The organism is Marvinbryantia sp. (genome assembly GCF_047017445.1).
GTDB lineage: Bacteria > Bacillota > Clostridia > Lachnospirales > Lachnospiraceae > Marvinbryantia.
This window is the reverse complement of the sequence record NZ_JBKXTT010000020.1, coordinates 18,189-34,839: the sequence shown is the minus strand read 5'-3', so window position 1 is coordinate 34,839 and position 16,651 is coordinate 18,189. Positions and strand designations below refer to the sequence as shown.

The following is a 16,651-nucleotide window of genomic DNA, read 5'->3' as shown; positions in this document are numbered from 1 at the left end:
CTTTATTTAGTGATGATCTCTTCCAAGATAATCCACCAGGGAGAACCAGGGATCTTTTTTTCCGGCAAATAATGTGCCTAGCTCCCTGCCCTCCAGGATCTTATGTATAATGTGAAAATCGGCGCCGTTTGCGATAACCATATCCGCGCCCGATGAGGTGGCGATCCTTGCCGCCGCCAGCTTCGCGCTCATGCCGCCGGTACCGACGCCGCTGCTGCTGGTATTTTTCCCCATCTGAAAAAAGCTTTCGTCCAGATTTTCTACCAGACTGATGAAGCGCGCGTCCGGATTGCTGTGCGGATCGTCGGTGAACAGGCCGTCGATATCGGAAAGCAGAATCAGAAGGTCCGCCTCCGTCAGCGATGCCACCAGCGCCGAGAGCATATCGTTGTCGCCAAACTGGATCTCGTAGGTCGCCACCGTGTCATTCTCATTTACGATCGGAACCGCTCCGAGATATAAAAGCTCTCGGAACGTGTTAAAAGCGTTCTGCCTGCTGACGGGGTCGGTCATGGTATATTTCGTCATCAGAACCTGCGCCGCCATATGCCCGTACTCCGCAAAAAGCTTCTGATAGATCATCATCAGCTTTGCCTGTCCGATCGCCGCGCACGCCTGCTGGACGTCCACTCTGTCCGGGCGTTCTTTGATGCCGATGGCGCTGCGCCCCACGGCGATCGCGCCGGAGGATACAAGAATTACCTCCTTGCCCATGTTGCGCAGGTTGCACACCTCACGCACAAGAATTTCCAGCTTTGTAAGATCGGGCGCCCCGGTCGCTGCATGGGTAAGCGAGGACGAGCCGATTTTGATGATGATCCGTTTTTTTTCTTTTAAGCGTTCTCTGTAGTCCACAGTTTCTTCCTGCCTTTTCTGATAGTCGTTGTAGTCTTTACAGGAAATGGATTTTGTGCAGTATGCGCACCATCAGCTCTCCTTTTGGAAGGTTTGCGATCTCACTCTCACGGATGCCCCGCAGCTTAATCAGCAGAAATACGTAGATCGTCGCGCCCGCAAGGATCGCAATGATGGTTGCGACCATGTTTGATGCCCAGTCCACGAACAGGATGTTCATCAGACTGTTGATCGCATAGTGGATCAGATATGCGGCAACGCCCATCACCGCCGACGCGATCAGCGGGATCAGGAACGTCTTGCGCAGCTCCTGACGGTAGCGCAGGTGACGCTTAATGCAAAGTCCATTCAGAATACAGATGATAAAGGCGAACAGCGTGTTCGCATAGACAACACCGTAAATATTCAGCCGGAACTGCTTGAGCAGAACGACAAGCACGATCACGTGGATGACAAGCGAGATCGCGGTGTTGATCACCGGTTCCTTCATGCGTCCGATGCCCTGCAGCACAGCGGTAGAAAGCGTGGAGATCGCGAAAAGCACGATCATCAGTGCACCTGCCTGCATGATGCCTGCCGGAAGCGCGCGCCAGTCGTTATAAATCAGCGCCATGATCGGATGCGCGAGCGCCGCCATGCCGACTGCGCACGGGATCGTGAGGATCATAGTGTAGCGCATGGTAGAGCGCACCTTTAAGCGCGCGTCCTTATAATTTCCGTCCACCATCGCGGCGGTGAGCGTAGGCACCACTGAGGGCGAAAGGCTCGAAGCAAGCGCAAGCGGTACATTCATCAGAACGCGGTATTTGCTTAAATAGATACCGTAAATGGTATTGTACTGCTGGCTGGTGTAGCCCTGCGCCGCCAGAATGTTGTTAAAGATTCCCTGATCAAGCGACGGACTGATGTTGTAAAGCAGCGTGCTCAGAATAACCGGGAGGATCGTCATGATGATCGCATAATAAATATCTCGGTCAGATTCCAGATGCTTTGTCGTATCGCTTTTCATCCGCCTGCGGTACGATTTCTGGAAGGAGACGTACACGACAAGCAGCATGATGAGCGCCACTAAAACGCCGGCAACCGTGCCCGCCGTTGCGCCCGCCGCGCCGAGCGCGGAGGCATACGTCTCATCCTTGCCGGTAAGGGAGCGCCCGTAGTTTAAAAGAGCAGCCGCCAGCACGATGGAAACCACCGCGTGGACGATCTGCTCGATCACCTGCGAAACGGCGGTCGGGACCATCGTCTCATGTCCCTGGAAAAATCCGCGCAGTACGCCGGTGATCGCGAACAGAAAAATCGCGATGGAAAGCACGCGCAGCGCGTAGGCTGCGCTTCCCACCTTCATAATGGTCCCGGTAATAACGTCGGCAAGCAGGAAGCAGAGAATCGACATAACTGCCCCGCTCACGAGCGCGAATTTCATGGAACAGCGGAAAATTTTCTGTGCATTTTTCCACTCGCCGAGATGGACCTTTTCCGATACCATCTTTGACACCGCAAGCGGCAGGCTGAAGGTGGAGATCATGAGCAGGATCGTGTAAATCTCGTTTGCCGTTCCATAATAAGAGTACGCCTCGTCCCCCAGAATCCGGGAAAGCGGGATGCGGTAGATCATACCGATAATTTTCGCAACGATCGCGGCGACCGCCAGGATTGTTCCCTGCACTAAAAAATTTGATTTGTTTTTCTTACTTTCCACTTGCCTGTTTCCTCCCGCGCGGCGATCACTGGATCAGTGTGTCACCGTTTTTCGTATCCTGTACAATGCAGATCCAGGTCTTGCCCTGGTTGATCTTCAGCTGATTTCCGGAAGCGTCGTAATATCTGGTAACGCCGTAGTTACTGTCCTTGCTCCAGGTGGCATTCTGGTAGGTGCCGTTCGTAAACAGAATTGCCGAACCGCCGGAATGGGTGTCGATATCAATGTAGCCGTTGTCGTCATACGCGCGCACCGGGCAGTACTGGATGATTACATTGTCGTATCCGAGCTGGCTGCCGGTCAGCTCGTCGATCTGCTGATCGCCGTACTGGAAGCGCATGTAAAGCCCGCTCGCGGCGTCATACTCAAAGTACGGATTATTGCTGTAAAGGCTCGGACGGATGTAGGCAGCTGTGCCGTCTGTGTAGGAAACGCGCTCACCGTCCTCCGCAAACAGAAAATGTCCGCTGTAATCGTCCGCATACTGCATACTGTAGCCGTTGCGCTCAACCGCCGTCATCAGTCCGCTGTAGCTGGTGTAGGCGTTGTGCGGAGCCGGACGATCATCCGTGCGGTAGAAAATATCTTCTCCGGCGTAGCCGTAAATCTCGCCGACGCCGTCCTGGTACTGCAGACCGCTGATGTTGTTCAGCATATCGGAATTCAGGAGATCATAGGCATAAACCGCCTGTCCGTAATGCGTGTAGATCGCGTCAAATTCCATCGCAAAGTCGATGAAATAGTCGCGGCAGCTTCTCACCGGCCCTATTTTTTCCAGATCTGCATAGTCCTCAAAAATCGCAAGGAGACGCGTGATCTCCCCTTCCACCGGCGCCTCATATACCACATCGGCCCTGGAAATGCCTGCCTGCGGCATCGCGTCGATAATGTTGTTGATCATCACCGACATCGGGCGGACCTGCGCGATGGATGCGTCCGTCAGCTTTCCGGTAAGGAAGCTTCGCACCTGCCCGTTTGCGTCCGGCGTCTCCAGGAGCGCCCCGCTGCGCGTGGGAGTTTCCCGCCAGGACGGATTGAAGGAATCCTCAGCTCCTGCCGTTGTTCCGAACATGCAGACTGCCGAGATGCCAAGCGCTGCCATTGCTGTGAAAATTTTCTTTTTCATGATACTTCCTCCTTAAAAAAATTATGTTTAATCCCTCGTGATATTCAGTCTTTCCAGAACCTCCCGCTGCTTTTCTTCCATTTCCGCCGCTTCCTCCGGCGTCATGTGGTCGTAGCCGATCAGATGGAACATACTGTGCGCGATCAGAAATGCGTACTCGCGCAGCAGGGAATGACCGTACTGCCTGGCCTGCGCGTATACATGGTCGAGCGAGATCACGATGTCGCCAAGCATCAGTTCGCCGCTCTCCGGATGAAAGCAGTCCGCAGGCTCATCCTCCAGAAAATCAAAATTTCCCGGTATCTCATAGTCGACCATCGGAAAGGAGAGCACGTCGGTGGAAGCGTCGATCCCGCGCTGCTCGCGATTGATCACGCGGATTTCAGCATCGTCCGTGAGCGTGACGGAAACCTCCGCCTCATACGGACACTCCGCATAGTCCAGCACAGCCTCTACAACCTCTTTCGCAGCAGCCTCCCAGTCAAACGGAAGTTCTCTGCCGCATTCCTTTTCCATATAAATCGTCATCTTCCGCCTCCCCGCCGGTTCCCGGCGTACACATTTTTCACGCGCGGCGCTCTTTCCGGGCGCTGCTTTTTCTCGTATTCCTCATATGCCTGTACAATCTTCTGTACCAGCGGGTGACGCACAACATCCTTGCTGGTCAGCGTGCAGAAAGCAATCTCCTCCACCTTTCCGAGCACCTTCACCGCCACATCCAGCCCGGACTGCGCGCCGGACGGCAGATCCTTCTGCGTCATATCGCCGGTGATGACTACCTTTGAGCCAAAACCAATACGCGTGAGAAACATCTTCATCTGCGCGGGCGTCGTATTCTGCGCCTCATCCAGAATGATATAGGCATTGTCGAGCGTCCGCCCTCTCATGTAGGCGAGCGGAGCGACCTCGATCAGCCCCTTTTCCATGTTTTTCTGGAAGCTCTCCGGGCCCATGATCTGATAGAGCGCGTCATAGAGCGGCCGCAGATAGGGGTCGACCTTGCTCTGCAGGTCGCCCGGAAGAAAGCCGAGCTTTTCACCTGCCTCGATCGCCGGACGCGTGAGAATGATCCTTCCCACCTCGTCGTTCTTAAACGCCTGGATCGCCATCGCCATTGCAAGGTACGTCTTTCCGGTACCCGCCGGACCGATGCCGAAGGTAATCATTTTTTTGCGGATCGCATCCACATACTCCTTCTGGCCGAGCGTTTTGGGCTTGATCACCTTGCCATTGATGGTGTGGCAGATGATATCCTGGTCGATCTCTACGATAGCGCTCTCCTTGTCCTCAAAGGAAAGCGCGAGCGCATAGTCTACATTCTGGTCGGTAATGACATTTCCGGCCTCAGCAAGGCGGCGAAGCTGCGTAAGGATATCCGCCGCTTTTTTCGACGCCTGTGCACTTCCAAGTATTTTTATGGTTCCCTCCCGCGCGATAACGGTGACGTTTAACGTCTTTTCAATTTTTTTCACGTGCTGGTCAAACTGGCCGAACACGTTGCTCTCAAGCCGGGACGGAATCTCCACAACTGTTTCCACAATACTCATTCATCTGTTCCTTCCTGTCGGAGGTCCGTTTTTTCTGTGCGCACATGCCTGCCTGTTTTTTTGATAACGGTAATGGTACCGTCTGCCTGACAGGTGGTCGCACTTATTTCTATTCTAACATCATTTTCAAATATTTGAACCCCTTTTTCTTCATTTTCTGTTAGAAATTTTTGCAGGTTCGCTTCAGCAAGGTCTAATGCCTCTTTTTTTGTGTATGCTCCGGCAAAAATCCGGTACTCCTGCGCCCGCAGGATTCCTGCCGAGACAGGCAGATAAAAGTCCTGAAAAAGGCAAAGCTGACGCTCCCTGCCGATAATGTCCGCCGTCTCAAAGGCATCTATCCCAAGATCGACGCCGTAAAACCTGCCAAAAAGCTTTATGTAAAAACCGTAGCGCTTCCTTCCGGTGTACTCCGGCGTATCGTGGATGAGCGGAAATTCATCGTGATACGGCAGAGTAGTCTGGATGTAGACATCGGCGTCCGCCGTGCAGTAGCGATAAGAAACGACCGTATCACTGTCGTCGGTAATCGCCAGCTCTCCGCTGACAAGGCTGTCACCCGCCGTGATCACATCGCCCTCTTTTACAAGCGGCGTACCCTCGCGGGTAATCATCTTCACGATGGTACCGCCCTCGTCTGCGACCAGATCACTGGGGACGGCTGCAAAAGGGTCGTCGTCCGCTGTACCGTCAGACTGGCCGGCTGCGGACAGATACTGCCCCGTCCCGCCGGCGGCATCCGTATTTTCCTGCACGTTGATGGAAAGCTCTGTGCCGGAGAGCTTTACCGACACCCAGGTCAGATTGGGAAAGTCATTTCTGAGGTCAGCGGAGAGCTGCTTGCAGTCGATTGCGCGCTTTGGCGTACCATAGCCGATCTCCTGCTGCATCAGGTACTCCATTATCACCGGGCGGCTGATGCTCACATTTCCATCGATTGAGATATTCCACACGAAACAGGACAGGAAAAAAATGAAAAATCCGCTGGCAAGAAGCCCGGCGGCAAATACCTTGCGCTTCCTGTGGCGGTTCAGAAAAAAAGGAAGCCCGCATTTTTTACATACTCTCACGCGGGTGCGGCATTTTGCTGCCAGAGGCCTCAGCAAAAAGAAATCCTTCAGAGAGATATTCCCCTCATAGCCCTTTTGCACCGGACGGACGTTCCACAGGAAAATCCGGTGGTTGGCGCAGAGATTTAGGAAACGCTCACAGGAGCCGCCGCACATATGAATCCTGACATACCCTTTTCCAAGACGGAGAAGCTGTCTGACCAGACAAATCTCTCCTTTCAGAAATAGTGTATCTGTTCGATACATCCGCGAAGCTGCAGCTCATCCCGCGCATAGGACTCGATAAACAGATGCCGTCCGCAGATTTCCAGACGGCAGTTTTTGCACTGCAGCAGCAGGCGCGAATCCGAATACTCGATAATCCCCAGATAATTTTCCACCCGCAGGGCGTTTTGTCCGGTCATCTCCAGCAGCACCGCCTTATCGGACAAATCCTCCGGAATCCCCATCGCCGAGGCAAGCTTCTTCATCGAACTCCCCACTATCTTTGCTTTTTATTAAACAGTATATGAGGGGTGCGGGAAATTAGCACTGGTTTTCATATGAGAAAAAAATCAGTCCGAACCAGGTGACGGTGTGCGCGTCATACAGAAAGTCGATGCCGCATTTTTCGGCGATTTCCGTGACGAGGATGCCGTAGCTTTCGATGCAGGGGATCGCATAGTCCGGATGGCGGCAGGCTTCCGGATAGGCGCATCGCTCACAGATCTGGCAGGATTCGCTGGAGAGCGGCAGGCAGACTGCCCCGCGCGCTTTCAGCTCTTTTACGAGGGCGCGCGTGATTTCCTCATGTCCTGCGCGGGTGGCGAGCGTTTCCGAAAGGATGGAAGCGTCGCTTACCTCGGCGAGCGTGGTAAAGACCAGTACCCTGTCGTATTTTAAGCACCGTTCGCGGCACTGCGCCACTTCTCCGACACCCGGCGGGCACGACCAGGATTTCCCGTAGCGTCCGCATTCTGTCTTACAGATGTGCCGCACCTTTTCGGAAAAGGGAACCTCCGCCGCATCAAGGACGGCGTACTGGCAGACGGGATATTGACTGATGAAGTCGTCTATTTCATTTTCTTTCTGCAAGTTATTCATGATGCTCACTTACCTGTTTCCTGTGATTTTCCGGAAGCGCCGAGAATCATATCCGCCGCTTCCCCTGCCGTCTGTGCAAGATAGGCGGCGCCCGCCTGCTGTAATTCCGGCAGATCTCCGTAGCCGTAGAGTACGCCGAGCGTATCCAGATTGTTCGCCTTTGCGCCAAGCACGTCATGCTCGCGGTCGCCGACCATCAGCACATCTTTTTTGTGCATCTCATCAATGCCGAGCGCCTGCAGTGCGTTTGTGATGATCGCCGCTTTTTCCACCAGCTTTTCGTCCATGGACGCGCCGCAGATCACGGTAAAAAGGTCGTCGATATGGAAATATTCCAGGATCTGTTTCGCAAACAGCTCCGGCTTTGAGGTGGCAAGCGCAAGTACCTTGCCGCCATCCTTCAGCGCCTTTAGCATATCCTCCACGCCCGGATAAAGGCTGTTTTCAAATATGCCCTTCGACGTGTAGTAATCCCGGTAAAGCGTGATCGCCTTTTTGGCCTCTGAGGGCGTCATGCCGCAGTATTTCTGCATGGAATCCGCCAGCGGCGGTCCGACAAATTTCCGCAGCGTCTCTTCCGGCAGTACCGGATACCCCATTTTCTGCACGGCATAGCGCACAGAATTTATGATTCCCGGTCCCGATTCGGTGATCGTTCCGTCAAGATCAAATAAAATATATTTGTAGTGCATAGAAGCCTCCTTCTGTTTCAAGATTATATGTATGACCCGTTTATCCAGTCCTGTTTGCAGATGTCTCACAGGATTTTCATAACAATTCCATATTAACAGAGCTTTCCCTGAATCCGTAATCTGTGTACATTTTATAGGCAGCCTTATTCAGGGCGTTTACCTGCAGCTCGATGCCGTCGCATCCTTTCTGCAGCTTTAACTTTTTAAGGAAATCGAAAAAGGCATGTCCGATGCCTCTTCCGCGATAGTTCTCATCGACTGCCATCGAATCCACAAAAATGATATTTCTTGTAAGCAAATTCGGATTTTCGATACGCTGGTACTGGATAAACAAAATCCCGGCAACCACTTCATTGTATTTTGCAACGAAAAAAGTCTCGTCCTTCAGTGCCTGCGCATACATTTCCTGCGGAAGCACCGGTTCATTGTATTTGTAGATATCCGGCCGCCAGTCGACATGCATCCGATGCACCTGCCGCATGATGCTTTCGACTGCTTCATAGTCTTCCGGTTTTGCGTTTCTGATAAGTATGTTCATATTTGTCTCCATATGTAATAATTATATCGTGGAAAGTTTTTAAAGTGTCCGTCCCATCAAAATATATTCTTTCCCGCCTGTTACGGAAAATCCGTTTTTTGACCAGAAGGAGTAGCTTTGCGGATTGCCTCTGTCAACTCCAAGACGGATTTCCCGGTATCCAATTGATTTCAAATGCCGGACAACATCCCCAATAATCTCAGAGCCAATCCCCTTATGCTGATATAATATATTTGTCATAAACAGCCCGATAAAGGCGATCCTCTCTGTCGGATAATCCAGGATCAGATCCATGACTGCCACCAGAAACGCATCCTCAAAAAAGCCGATATAATACTTATCCTCGCAGCTTTTTCCAGGCGGCAGGGTGGACATATCCTCCAGGATACTCTCCTTTGTGACAAAGGGCGGATGATATTGATAAAAAAGCTTATTTTCGCAGCTCAGATCATATATCATATCCACGTCGTTTTCGTGCAGCCTCCGCACATAAAATCTTTCTGATAAAGCATTTATTTCCAGATAAAACGGCGCTTCAGCCATTTGCTTCCTCCTCCATCTTCAAAAATCACTCTTCCAGATCCTTTGCGCCATGAAAGGTACCTAATCCGGCTGCTGCCCATCATGCGCTTTCCATTGACACTGTGTAAGCTCCATGTCTGTAAAGACAGCCCTGAATGAAGAGTCTTCCGGCGAGCAGGCATAAATGCCGAACCGGATTTTTCCATTTCCTTTATGCATGTGGCAGATACGCATTTGCGTAAAATTTGTACCATCCTCCGAGCATTCGATACAATAGTCATCCTCCCGGCGGCTGAAACGATACCACATAGATTTGATATCCGCCGGAATCGCCGTAGTTGCCCAGTCTGAATAACCGCCATTTGTCACAACGCTGCCAAGGTGCTGAAATTTTTCGTTTTCGTATTCAACAGAACCCTTCAGCCAGTTTTCGCTGTCCAGATACATCACGATTCCGCACTGATCAAAGCGATGATGACTTTCCGAAAAATTCGTTTTTACGGTAAAACTGAAAAACTGTTCTTCAGTTTCCATCTGCAGCACCGGTGCATTATCGTTGCGGAAATGATAATAGGTTCTCTGCCAGAGATCCGTGTGCGGGGCGGTAATGATTTCTATCCGGTTATCTTTTATACTATAACTTTGAGGCTGGCGTGTCCATTTAAAATTCTCCAGATTCATAAGTCATATCCTCCGTAATTTTTCAGGTTAATTTTATCATAATTTTCGATTTTCTGACTGCCGTAAGTCAAGAAACATTAATTCAAAATCTACATAGTCATCTCCGATCTTAAAATAGGCCGGTGATGTTCCGATATGCCTGAATCCATATTTTTCGTATAAATGGATCGCGTTTACATTATCACTTCTCACTTCCAGATTAAGGATTTCAATCCCATTTTTTTTTGCATATTCAATGAGCCCTTCCATAAGCTTACTGCCAATACCACAATTCCAGTATTTTTTCCGCACAGTGATCCCCAGTTCTGCACGGTGACACATTCTTCGCGGCAGACCGGTCAGACTGCCATCTCCGATAATCTCACCATTTTTGCAGGCAAGCAAATATACCGATGTTTTGTCATCATGAACATTTTCAAGATATTGCTCTTCTTGTTCTACTGTGACAGGGAATCCAGCTTCTCCAAATGTAAGATTATCCGTTTCCCCACCAACAATTTTTAAATATTCTATCATTTGCTCAGCATCTTTGGCTGAGGCTTCTCTGATTATAATGCCTTCCATAACGTATACCTCTTTCAATAAAAGAACTCAATTACTTGTGATATGGCTCGTGATGAATGATCCGAAAACTCCGGTATACCTGCTCCAGCAGGATCACACGCATGAGCTGGTGCGGGAAGGTCATGTCGGAAAAGCTGAGCAGGTAATCGGCGCGCCGCAGAACGCGCTCATCAAGCCCAAGGGAGCCGCCGATGAGAAAGGTAAGGTGGCTGTCCCCGGCGATGCCGCGCTTCTCGATGAAAGCCGCCAGCTTTTCCGACGTCATTTTCTGTCCCTCGATAGCGAGCGCCACCACATAGGCGTCCTCGCGGATCGCTTTCAGGATGCGGTCGCCCTCTTTTTCTTTAATCTGCTGCTCCTGCGCCGCGCTCGCTCCGTCGGGCGTTTTTTCGTCGGGAAGCTCAATGATTTCCAGCTTACAATACCGCGACAGGCGCTTTGCATATTCCGCAATCGCGCCTGTGAAGTATTTTTCTTTAATTTTCCCGACCGCTATCACTGTGATGCGCATTACAGCTCAAAATCCAGGCAGGAGCGGTTACAGGTAACGCTTCTTACAAACTTGCCCGCCTCCACATGCGCCGGATGCACCGTGTAGCCATTCAATGCTTCCACGGATTCGTAATCACCGATCAGCGCGACGTCGCGGTTGCTGGACGGCAGCTCATTTACAACGACTTTGAGCGATACAACGCCCGGAACCACGTCCTTAAGCGGCTCTAAAATCTCCTTCATTTTCGCTCCGGCTGCCTTCTTTTCCTCGTCGGAGAGTGTTTCTGCAAAATTCCACATTACAATATGTCTTACCATTTTTAACCTCCTGTTTCAGTGTAACTACTCAAGTAGTTTAAAAAAGTCCATGGGCACATCCTATTTCAATATTCTGCACCCATGGAACCCTGTTTTATTTATTGCTTAAAAATTCGTGAATACCCTTTGCAGCTGTTTTTCCTGCGCCCATCGCGAGGATAACGGTTGCAGCGCCGGTAACGGCGTCTCCGCCTGCGTATACGCCGTCTTTGGAGGTCTTGCCGGTTTCCTCGTCGGCGATGATGCATTTGCGGCGGTTGGTGTCCAGACCGATGGTCGTGGAAGAAATCAGTGGGTTCGGAGAGGTACCGAGCGACATGATGACGGTATCTACATCCAGCGTGAACTCAGAGCCCGGAATCTCCACCGGACGTCTTCTTCCGGAAGCATCCGGCTCGCCAAGCTCCATGCGCACGCAGGTCATACCTGCAACGGCATCGTTCTCGTCCACCAGGATCTCCTTCGGGTTTGTCAGAAGGTCGAAGATCACGCCCTCTTCTTTTGCGTGGTGAACCTCCTCCACACGTGCCGGAAGCTCTGCTTCACTTCTGCGGTAAACGATATGTACCTCTGCACCGAGACGGAGAGCCGTTCTCGCTGCATCCATAGCAACATTTCCGCCGCCGACAACAGCAACCTTCTTGCCGCGCACGATCGGAGTATCATAGTCCTCGCGGAATGCCTTCATCAGATTGTTTCTGGTGAGGTACTCGTTTGCGGAGAATACGCCCTTTGCTGTCTCTCCCGGAATGCCCATGAACATCGGAAGTCCGGCGCCGGAGCCGATAAATACAGCCTCAAAGCCTTCCTCATCCATCAGCTCGTCGATGGTGATGGAGCGTCCGATGATAACGTTTGTCTCGATCTTAACGCCGAGCGCTTTTACATTCTCCACTTCCTTCGCCACAACGTCCAGCTTCGGAAGACGGAACTCCGGAATACCGTAAACAAGCACTCCGCCCGGCTCATGCAGCGCCTCAAAGATGGTTACGTCGTAACCGAGCTTTGCAAGATCGCCTGCGCAGGTAAGACCGGAAGGACCGGAACCGATGACAGCAACCTTTTTGCCGTTCTTCTCCGCCGGAGCCGTCGGTTTGATGCCGTTCTCTCTCGCCCAGTCTGCCACGAAGCGCTCCAGCTTACCGATGGAGATCGGCTCGCCCTTGATGCCGCGGATACATTTTCCTTCACACTGGCTCTCCTGCGGGCATACACGGCCGCAGATCGCCGGAAGTGCGGAGGATTCGGAAATGATCCGGTATGCTTCCTCGAAATTGCCCTCTTTTACCTCATGAATAAAGCCCGGAATGTTAATGTTTACCGGACATCCGGTCACGCACTTTGCATTTTTGCAGTTGATGCAGCGCGCAGCCTCCTCCATAGCCTCTTCTTTATTATAACCAAGACATACCTCGTCAAAATTTGCAGCTCTTACCTTCGGCGCCTGCTCTCTTACAGGAACCTTCTTTAATACGTCTCCCATTATTTGTCACCTCCGCAATTTCCACATCCGCCATGATGTGTGTCTCCTTCACGCAGCTTTAACAGCGCACGGCCTTCCTCTGTCTTGTACATTGCCTGACGCTTCATAGCTGCGTCAAAATCAATCGCATGTCCGTCAAATTCCGGTCCGTCCACGCAGGCAAACTTCACTTCATCGCCAACCATTACACGACATGCACCGCACATACCGGTGCCGTCCACCATGATCGGGTTCATGCTGACAATCGTCGGGATATTGTATTTCTTTGTGGTCAGACAGCAGAATTTCATCATGATCATCGGACCGATCGCCACGCAGTGATCGTAGGTCTTGCCCTCTGCCGTTACGAGGTCCTCGATAACCTTTGTAACCATACCGCTTCTGCCATAGGAGCCGTCGTCGGTGGTGATGTACAGATTGCCGCAGACTGCCTTGAACTTATCCTCCAGAATGACAAGATCTTTCGTCTTTGCGCCGATGATGACATCCGCGTCCACGCCGTGTTCATGCAGCCATTTTACCTGCGGGTAAACAGGTGCGGTTCCAACGCCGCCTGCAACGAACAGGATCTTTTTCTTCTTTGTCTCTTCCAGGTTCTCCTCCTCGCACAGCTCAGATGGGCGTCCGAGCGGGCCGACAAAATCGCGGAAGGAATCGCCTGCCTTTAAGTATGTAAACTTCTCGGTGGATGCTCCGATCGGCTGGAACACGATCGTGATGGTCCCCGCCTCTCTGTCGTAATCACAGATCGTCAGCGGAATACGTTCGCCGACTTCATCCGCTTTTACGATGATAAACTGTCCGGGCAGGCAATGCTTTGCAACTCTTGGCGCTTCAACTACCATTTCGTAGATATTGCCTGCAAGTTTCCCTGCTTTCAAAATCTTGTACATAAAAATTTTCCTCCTCCATGATGATGTGCACAGGCACTTAAAATAACTATACCGCAAAGCAAAAAAAACTGCAAGAATTTTTACACATATTCATCAATATATCGCTCGAATTCTTCCATCGTCATCAGAACCTTGCGCGGCTTTGTGCCCTCCTCCGGTCCGACAACGCCGGCGTCGGAAAGCTGATCCATGATGCGGGCCGCCCGGTTGAAGCCGATCTTGAACACTCTCTGCAGCATACCGATGGACGCTTTATCCTTCTCGATGATAAATCTGCCGGCTTCGGCAAAGTTGGAATCCAGCTCGTTTCCGCCTCCGGAAGCTCCCGGAAGGGAGACTGCCGCCTGCGCCACCTGCGTCATGCGGTCCTCCATTTCCTGCTTATAGCCGGTAACGTCGTTCTTCTGCGTGAGGAAATCAGTCACATTGCTGACCTCTTTATCAGAGACGAACGCGCCCTGCACACGCGCGGGCTTCTGATAGCCCTGCGGATAAAAGAGCATATCGCCCTTTCCGAGCAGCTTTTCCGCGCCGTTCATGTCGATGATGGTGCGGGAATCAACGCCGCTCGTCACCGAAAAGGCGATCCTGGACGGCATGTTCGCTTTGATCAAACCGGTGATAACGTTCACTGACGGACGCTGCGTGGCGATGATCAGATGGATGCCCGCCGCGCGCGCAAGCTGCGCCAGACGACAGATAGCATCCTCCACCTCGCCGGGAGCCACCATCATAAGATCGGCAAGCTCGTCGACGATGATCACGATCTGCGGCAGCTTCTTCGGGCGTTGCTCCTCCGGCACATCGGTGAGCTGCGCAATTCTTTCGTTATAGCCCTTCAGGTCGCGCACGCCGCACTCGGCGAATTTCTGATAACGGTCCGTCATCTCGGCAACGCCCCAGTTCAGCGCACCGGAAGCCTTTTTCGGATCGGTGACGACCGGAATGAACAGATGCGGGATACCGTTGTACACGCTCAGCTCCACCACCTTCGGGTCGATCATAATCAGCTTGACGTCCTCCGGGTCCGCCTTATAGAGGATACTCATGATCAGTGTGTTGATGCACACCGATTTTCCGGAACCGGTAGCGCCCGCGATCAGCAGATGCGGCATCTTTGCGATATCCGCCACCACCACCTTGCCGGCAATATCCTTGCCGACGGCGAAGCTTAAATTGGATTTTGCGTTTTTAAATTCCTCCGACTCCAGCAGCTCGCGCAGCAGCACGGTGCTGTTTTCCTTGTTCGGCACCTCGATGCCGACGGCGGATTTTCCGGGGATCGGCGCCTCGATCCGGATATCGGAGGCAGCAAGGTTCAGCTTGATATCGTCGGAAAGGTTGACGATGCGGCTCACCTTCACGCCCTGCTCCGGCGTAAGCTCGTAGCGCGTGACAGCCGGGCCGCAGCTCACATTCGTCACATTGACATTGACGCCGAAGTTATGTAAGGTCTGCTGCAGCTTTGCCGCCGTCTCCTTCACCTCAGTGTTGCTGCCGCCGCGTCCGCGGGTGGGCTTCGTAAGCAGGTCAAGCGGCGGAAATACATAGGCGGGCTTTGGCTGCTCCTCTGCGAGCGCAATTTCCTGCGCCACGCTGTCAAGCACTTTTTCCTGCTCCGCACGGGAGGATTTCGGGTTTTTTATCTGACGGCTGCCCGCAAACGCTTCCTGCGTTTCCTGCGTTTCCTGGGCGTCGGCGGCGTTCGCCTGCCACGTCACGGCCGTTTTTCTGACAGGCGGCGTGGTATCCGGCATCTGCGGGATTTCTGCACTGCCGCTGTCCTCCGATGAAAGCTCCGCCACGGAAAACGCCGGAATCTCAACGTTTTCGGAGACACCGTCCCGCTGGATAGTAAAGTTTAGATCCATCTGTTTCGGCTTTTGCGGATTGACGGAATCCACCATTTTCTTTGCACGGTTTGATCTTGCGGCCGGCACCGCCTCCGGCTGTGTATTCTCCGGCTGCATGGCGTCTCCCGGCTGTCCGGCCTGGGCGTCGGAAACGTGCCTGCGTCTGGATACTGTCTCCTTCGGTTCCGCAGGAGCGTCCGCCGCTTCTCCGCGGCGATATATGTGAGGAACTACCTCGTGAATCTCTTCGGGAGCAGAAAGATGAGGATCAAGTCTTGTGTTCTCCGTTACGCCGGAAATAACATTTGCGCGGCGCGGTCTGCGCACCTCAAGCTCCACCTCTCCCTCGCCGGAGCGCAGCCTGTCGATCTCAGCCTGCATCTGACGCTGTTTCGTTAATTGTTTTTTCTCTTTTTTCAGATCGTGCAGCTCTTTTTTTGCCCGGGAATCCGCGCGTGCCCGGCGATAGGCGCGGCTGCTGCCTTTGCGCAGACCGTCGAACAGCGAACGCTCCGTGATGATGACCGCGCAGATGATGATCAGCACGATCAGCAATATCCAGGCGCCGATCTGCCCGAACAGCGGGCAGAATATACGGCACAAAAGCGCTCCGGCAGCACCGCCTCCGGCGCGAAAATCCCTTCCGGCCGCATAATAATCGGAGAAGCTGCGCGCTGCGTCAAAGCTTCCCGACAGAAGCTCCGTAAACGCACAGATACACAGGAAAAAGATAAAAATCGCCCCCGATTTTACCCACGACGGGAGGCTTGCGCGGTTGGCAACGATGAACGCTGCCAGAAAGACCAAAAGAATCGGCGCCAGATATGCGCAGACGCCGAAGACACCAAAAAAGAAGCCGCTGACAGCGTCCAGCGCTGTCACGCCAAAAGCAAAAATATTGTTTAAAAAAAGGATCAGACAGAGCGCAATGAGAATCCATAAGCAAACTTCCGCAAGTACCGGGGTTCCCGGCGCCCGACGGATATCAGGTACATCGATCTCACGGCGGCGTGAGGCTCTGACCGGCTCCTGCGCGGCGCTTCCGGCAGATTTTTTACGGTTTCCGGAGACGGAAGCGCCCGTTTTTGCCGTGCTGTCCGATTTCCTTGCAGTGTTCTCCTTTTTTTTCGCACTGGCGGTCTTTGCGGCGTCCTCCTTTTTTTTCGCACGGTTTTTTCTGACGGCGGCTTCCGTCTTTTCCGCGCTCTTTTTATTTTTTGTTTCCATAAATT

18 protein-coding genes are annotated in these 16,651 nt (G+C 52.5%); all 18 read right to left on the bottom strand.

What is annotated here, in order from left to right:
* Positions 1-6 precede the first annotated feature (6 nt).
* Positions 7-855, bottom strand: a complete 849-nt coding sequence (gene proB, locus ACLU9Q_RS17650; protein ID WP_296839212.1) for a glutamate 5-kinase — start codon at positions 853-855, stop codon at positions 7-9.
* Between the two features lie 37 nt (positions 856-892).
* A complete protein-coding gene (locus ACLU9Q_RS17645) occupies positions 893-2,557 on the bottom strand; it encodes a polysaccharide biosynthesis protein (protein WP_296905975.1) in 1,665 nt (554 codons plus the stop codon).
* Between the two features lie 25 nt (positions 2,558-2,582).
* Positions 2,583-3,683, bottom strand: a complete 1,101-nt coding sequence (locus ACLU9Q_RS17640; protein ID WP_296905972.1) for a DUF3048 domain-containing protein — start codon at positions 3,681-3,683, stop codon at positions 2,583-2,585.
* Positions 3,684-3,710: 27 nt separating this feature from the next.
* A complete protein-coding gene (gene ybeY, locus ACLU9Q_RS17635; protein WP_296841169.1) occupies positions 3,711-4,211 on the bottom strand; it encodes an rRNA maturation RNase YbeY in 501 nt (166 codons plus the stop codon).
* Positions 4,208-5,230, bottom strand: a complete 1,023-nt coding sequence (locus ACLU9Q_RS17630) for a PhoH family protein (RefSeq protein ID WP_296841166.1) — start codon at positions 5,228-5,230, stop codon at positions 4,208-4,210. Before ACLU9Q_RS17630 ends, ybeY begins: the two co-directional genes overlap by 4 nt.
* A complete protein-coding gene (locus ACLU9Q_RS17625) occupies positions 5,227-6,546 on the bottom strand; it encodes a sporulation protein YqfD (protein WP_296905969.1) in 1,320 nt (439 codons plus the stop codon). Before ACLU9Q_RS17625 ends, ACLU9Q_RS17630 begins: the two co-directional genes overlap by 4 nt.
* Complete coding sequence (locus ACLU9Q_RS17620) at positions 6,519-6,770, bottom strand: YabP/YqfC family sporulation protein (protein ID WP_296840617.1); 252 nt, start codon at positions 6,768-6,770, stop codon at positions 6,519-6,521. The genes ACLU9Q_RS17625 and ACLU9Q_RS17620 overlap by 28 nt, the downstream gene beginning before the upstream one ends.
* A gap of 55 nt (positions 6,771-6,825) precedes the next feature.
* Positions 6,826-7,383: a DUF2284 domain-containing protein gene (locus ACLU9Q_RS17615; protein WP_296840624.1), complete on the bottom strand. Its 558-nt coding sequence runs from the start codon at positions 7,381-7,383 to the stop codon at positions 6,826-6,828.
* Positions 7,384-7,388: 5 nt separating this feature from the next.
* Positions 7,389-8,075, bottom strand: coding sequence for an HAD family hydrolase (locus tag ACLU9Q_RS17610; RefSeq protein WP_296840614.1), 687 nt, complete (start codon positions 8,073-8,075; stop codon positions 7,389-7,391).
* A 76-nt stretch (positions 8,076-8,151) separates the two neighbouring features.
* On the bottom strand, positions 8,152-8,613 hold the full coding sequence (locus tag ACLU9Q_RS17605) for a GNAT family N-acetyltransferase (RefSeq protein ID WP_296840612.1): 462 nt from the start codon (positions 8,611-8,613) through the stop codon (positions 8,152-8,154).
* 39 nt (positions 8,614-8,652) lie between these two features.
* The gene (locus ACLU9Q_RS17600; protein ID WP_302226041.1) at positions 8,653-9,156 is read right to left on the bottom strand and encodes a GNAT family N-acetyltransferase; all 504 of its coding nucleotides are present in this window, start codon (positions 9,154-9,156) and stop codon (positions 8,653-8,655) included.
* 60 nt (positions 9,157-9,216) lie between these two features.
* Positions 9,217-9,816 (bottom strand): DUF1349 domain-containing protein, encoded by a 600-nt coding sequence (locus ACLU9Q_RS17595; protein ID WP_296840606.1) that lies wholly within the window; start codon positions 9,814-9,816, stop codon positions 9,217-9,219.
* Positions 9,817-9,852: 36 nt separating this feature from the next.
* Complete coding sequence (locus ACLU9Q_RS17590) at positions 9,853-10,380, bottom strand: GNAT family N-acetyltransferase (RefSeq protein ID WP_296905966.1); 528 nt, start codon at positions 10,378-10,380, stop codon at positions 9,853-9,855.
* Between the two features lie 31 nt (positions 10,381-10,411).
* Positions 10,412-10,891, bottom strand: a complete 480-nt coding sequence (rlmH, locus tag ACLU9Q_RS17585) for a 23S rRNA (pseudouridine(1915)-N(3))-methyltransferase RlmH (protein ID WP_296840599.1) — start codon at positions 10,889-10,891, stop codon at positions 10,412-10,414.
* On the bottom strand, positions 10,891-11,190 hold the full coding sequence (locus ACLU9Q_RS17580; protein ID WP_296840595.1) for a Dabb family protein: 300 nt from the start codon (positions 11,188-11,190) through the stop codon (positions 10,891-10,893). The genes rlmH and ACLU9Q_RS17580 overlap by 1 nt, the downstream gene beginning before the upstream one ends.
* Positions 11,191-11,284: 94 nt before the next feature.
* Positions 11,285-12,673 (bottom strand): NADPH-dependent glutamate synthase, encoded by a 1,389-nt coding sequence (gene gltA, locus ACLU9Q_RS17575; protein ID WP_302226044.1) that lies wholly within the window; start codon positions 12,671-12,673, stop codon positions 11,285-11,287.
* Positions 12,673-13,566, bottom strand: a complete 894-nt coding sequence (locus ACLU9Q_RS17570; protein ID WP_296836665.1) for a sulfide/dihydroorotate dehydrogenase-like FAD/NAD-binding protein — start codon at positions 13,564-13,566, stop codon at positions 12,673-12,675. Before ACLU9Q_RS17570 ends, gltA begins: the two co-directional genes overlap by 1 nt.
* 80 nt (positions 13,567-13,646) lie before the next feature.
* Positions 13,647-16,646 (bottom strand): FtsK/SpoIIIE family DNA translocase, encoded by a 3,000-nt coding sequence (locus ACLU9Q_RS17565; RefSeq protein WP_296836662.1) that lies wholly within the window; start codon positions 16,644-16,646, stop codon positions 13,647-13,649.
* Positions 16,647-16,651 lie beyond the last annotated feature (5 nt).

Coding starts and splice junctions, on each gene's coding strand:
- ACLU9Q_RS17640 (WP_296905972.1), bottom strand. CDS start 3,683: ATGAAAAAGAAAATTTTCACAGCAATGGCAGCGCTTGGCATCTCGGCA.
- ybeY (WP_296841169.1), bottom strand. CDS start 4,211: ATGACGATTTATATGGAAAAGGAATGCGGCAGAGAACTTCCGTTTGAC.
- ACLU9Q_RS17630 (WP_296841166.1), bottom strand. CDS start 5,230: ATGAGTATTGTGGAAACAGTTGTGGAGATTCCGTCCCGGCTTGAGAGC.
- ACLU9Q_RS17625 (WP_296905969.1), bottom strand. CDS start 6,546: ATGTATCGAACAGATACACTATTTCTGAAAGGAGAGATTTGTCTGGTC.
- ACLU9Q_RS17620 (WP_296840617.1), bottom strand. CDS start 6,770: ATGAAGAAGCTTGCCTCGGCGATGGGGATTCCGGAGGATTTGTCCGAT.
- ACLU9Q_RS17615 (WP_296840624.1), bottom strand. CDS start 7,383: ATGAATAACTTGCAGAAAGAAAATGAAATAGACGACTTCATCAGTCAA.
- ACLU9Q_RS17610 (WP_296840614.1), bottom strand. CDS start 8,075: ATGCACTACAAATATATTTTATTTGATCTTGACGGAACGATCACCGAA.
- ACLU9Q_RS17605 (WP_296840612.1), bottom strand. CDS start 8,613: ATGAACATACTTATCAGAAACGCAAAACCGGAAGACTATGAAGCAGTC.
- ACLU9Q_RS17600 (WP_302226041.1), bottom strand. CDS start 9,156: ATGGCTGAAGCGCCGTTTTATCTGGAAATAAATGCTTTATCAGAAAGA.
- ACLU9Q_RS17595 (WP_296840606.1), bottom strand. CDS start 9,816: ATGAATCTGGAGAATTTTAAATGGACACGCCAGCCTCAAAGTTATAGT.
- ACLU9Q_RS17590 (WP_296905966.1), bottom strand. CDS start 10,380: ATGGAAGGCATTATAATCAGAGAAGCCTCAGCCAAAGATGCTGAGCAA.
- rlmH (WP_296840599.1), bottom strand. CDS start 10,891: ATGCGCATCACAGTGATAGCGGTCGGGAAAATTAAAGAAAAATACTTC.
- ACLU9Q_RS17580 (WP_296840595.1), bottom strand. CDS start 11,190: ATGGTAAGACATATTGTAATGTGGAATTTTGCAGAAACACTCTCCGAC.
- gltA (WP_302226044.1), bottom strand. CDS start 12,673: ATGGGAGACGTATTAAAGAAGGTTCCTGTAAGAGAGCAGGCGCCGAAG.
- ACLU9Q_RS17570 (WP_296836665.1), bottom strand. CDS start 13,566: ATGTACAAGATTTTGAAAGCAGGGAAACTTGCAGGCAATATCTACGAA.
- ACLU9Q_RS17565 (WP_296836662.1), bottom strand. CDS start 16,646: ATGGAAACAAAAAATAAAAAGAGCGCGGAAAAGACGGAAGCCGCCGTC.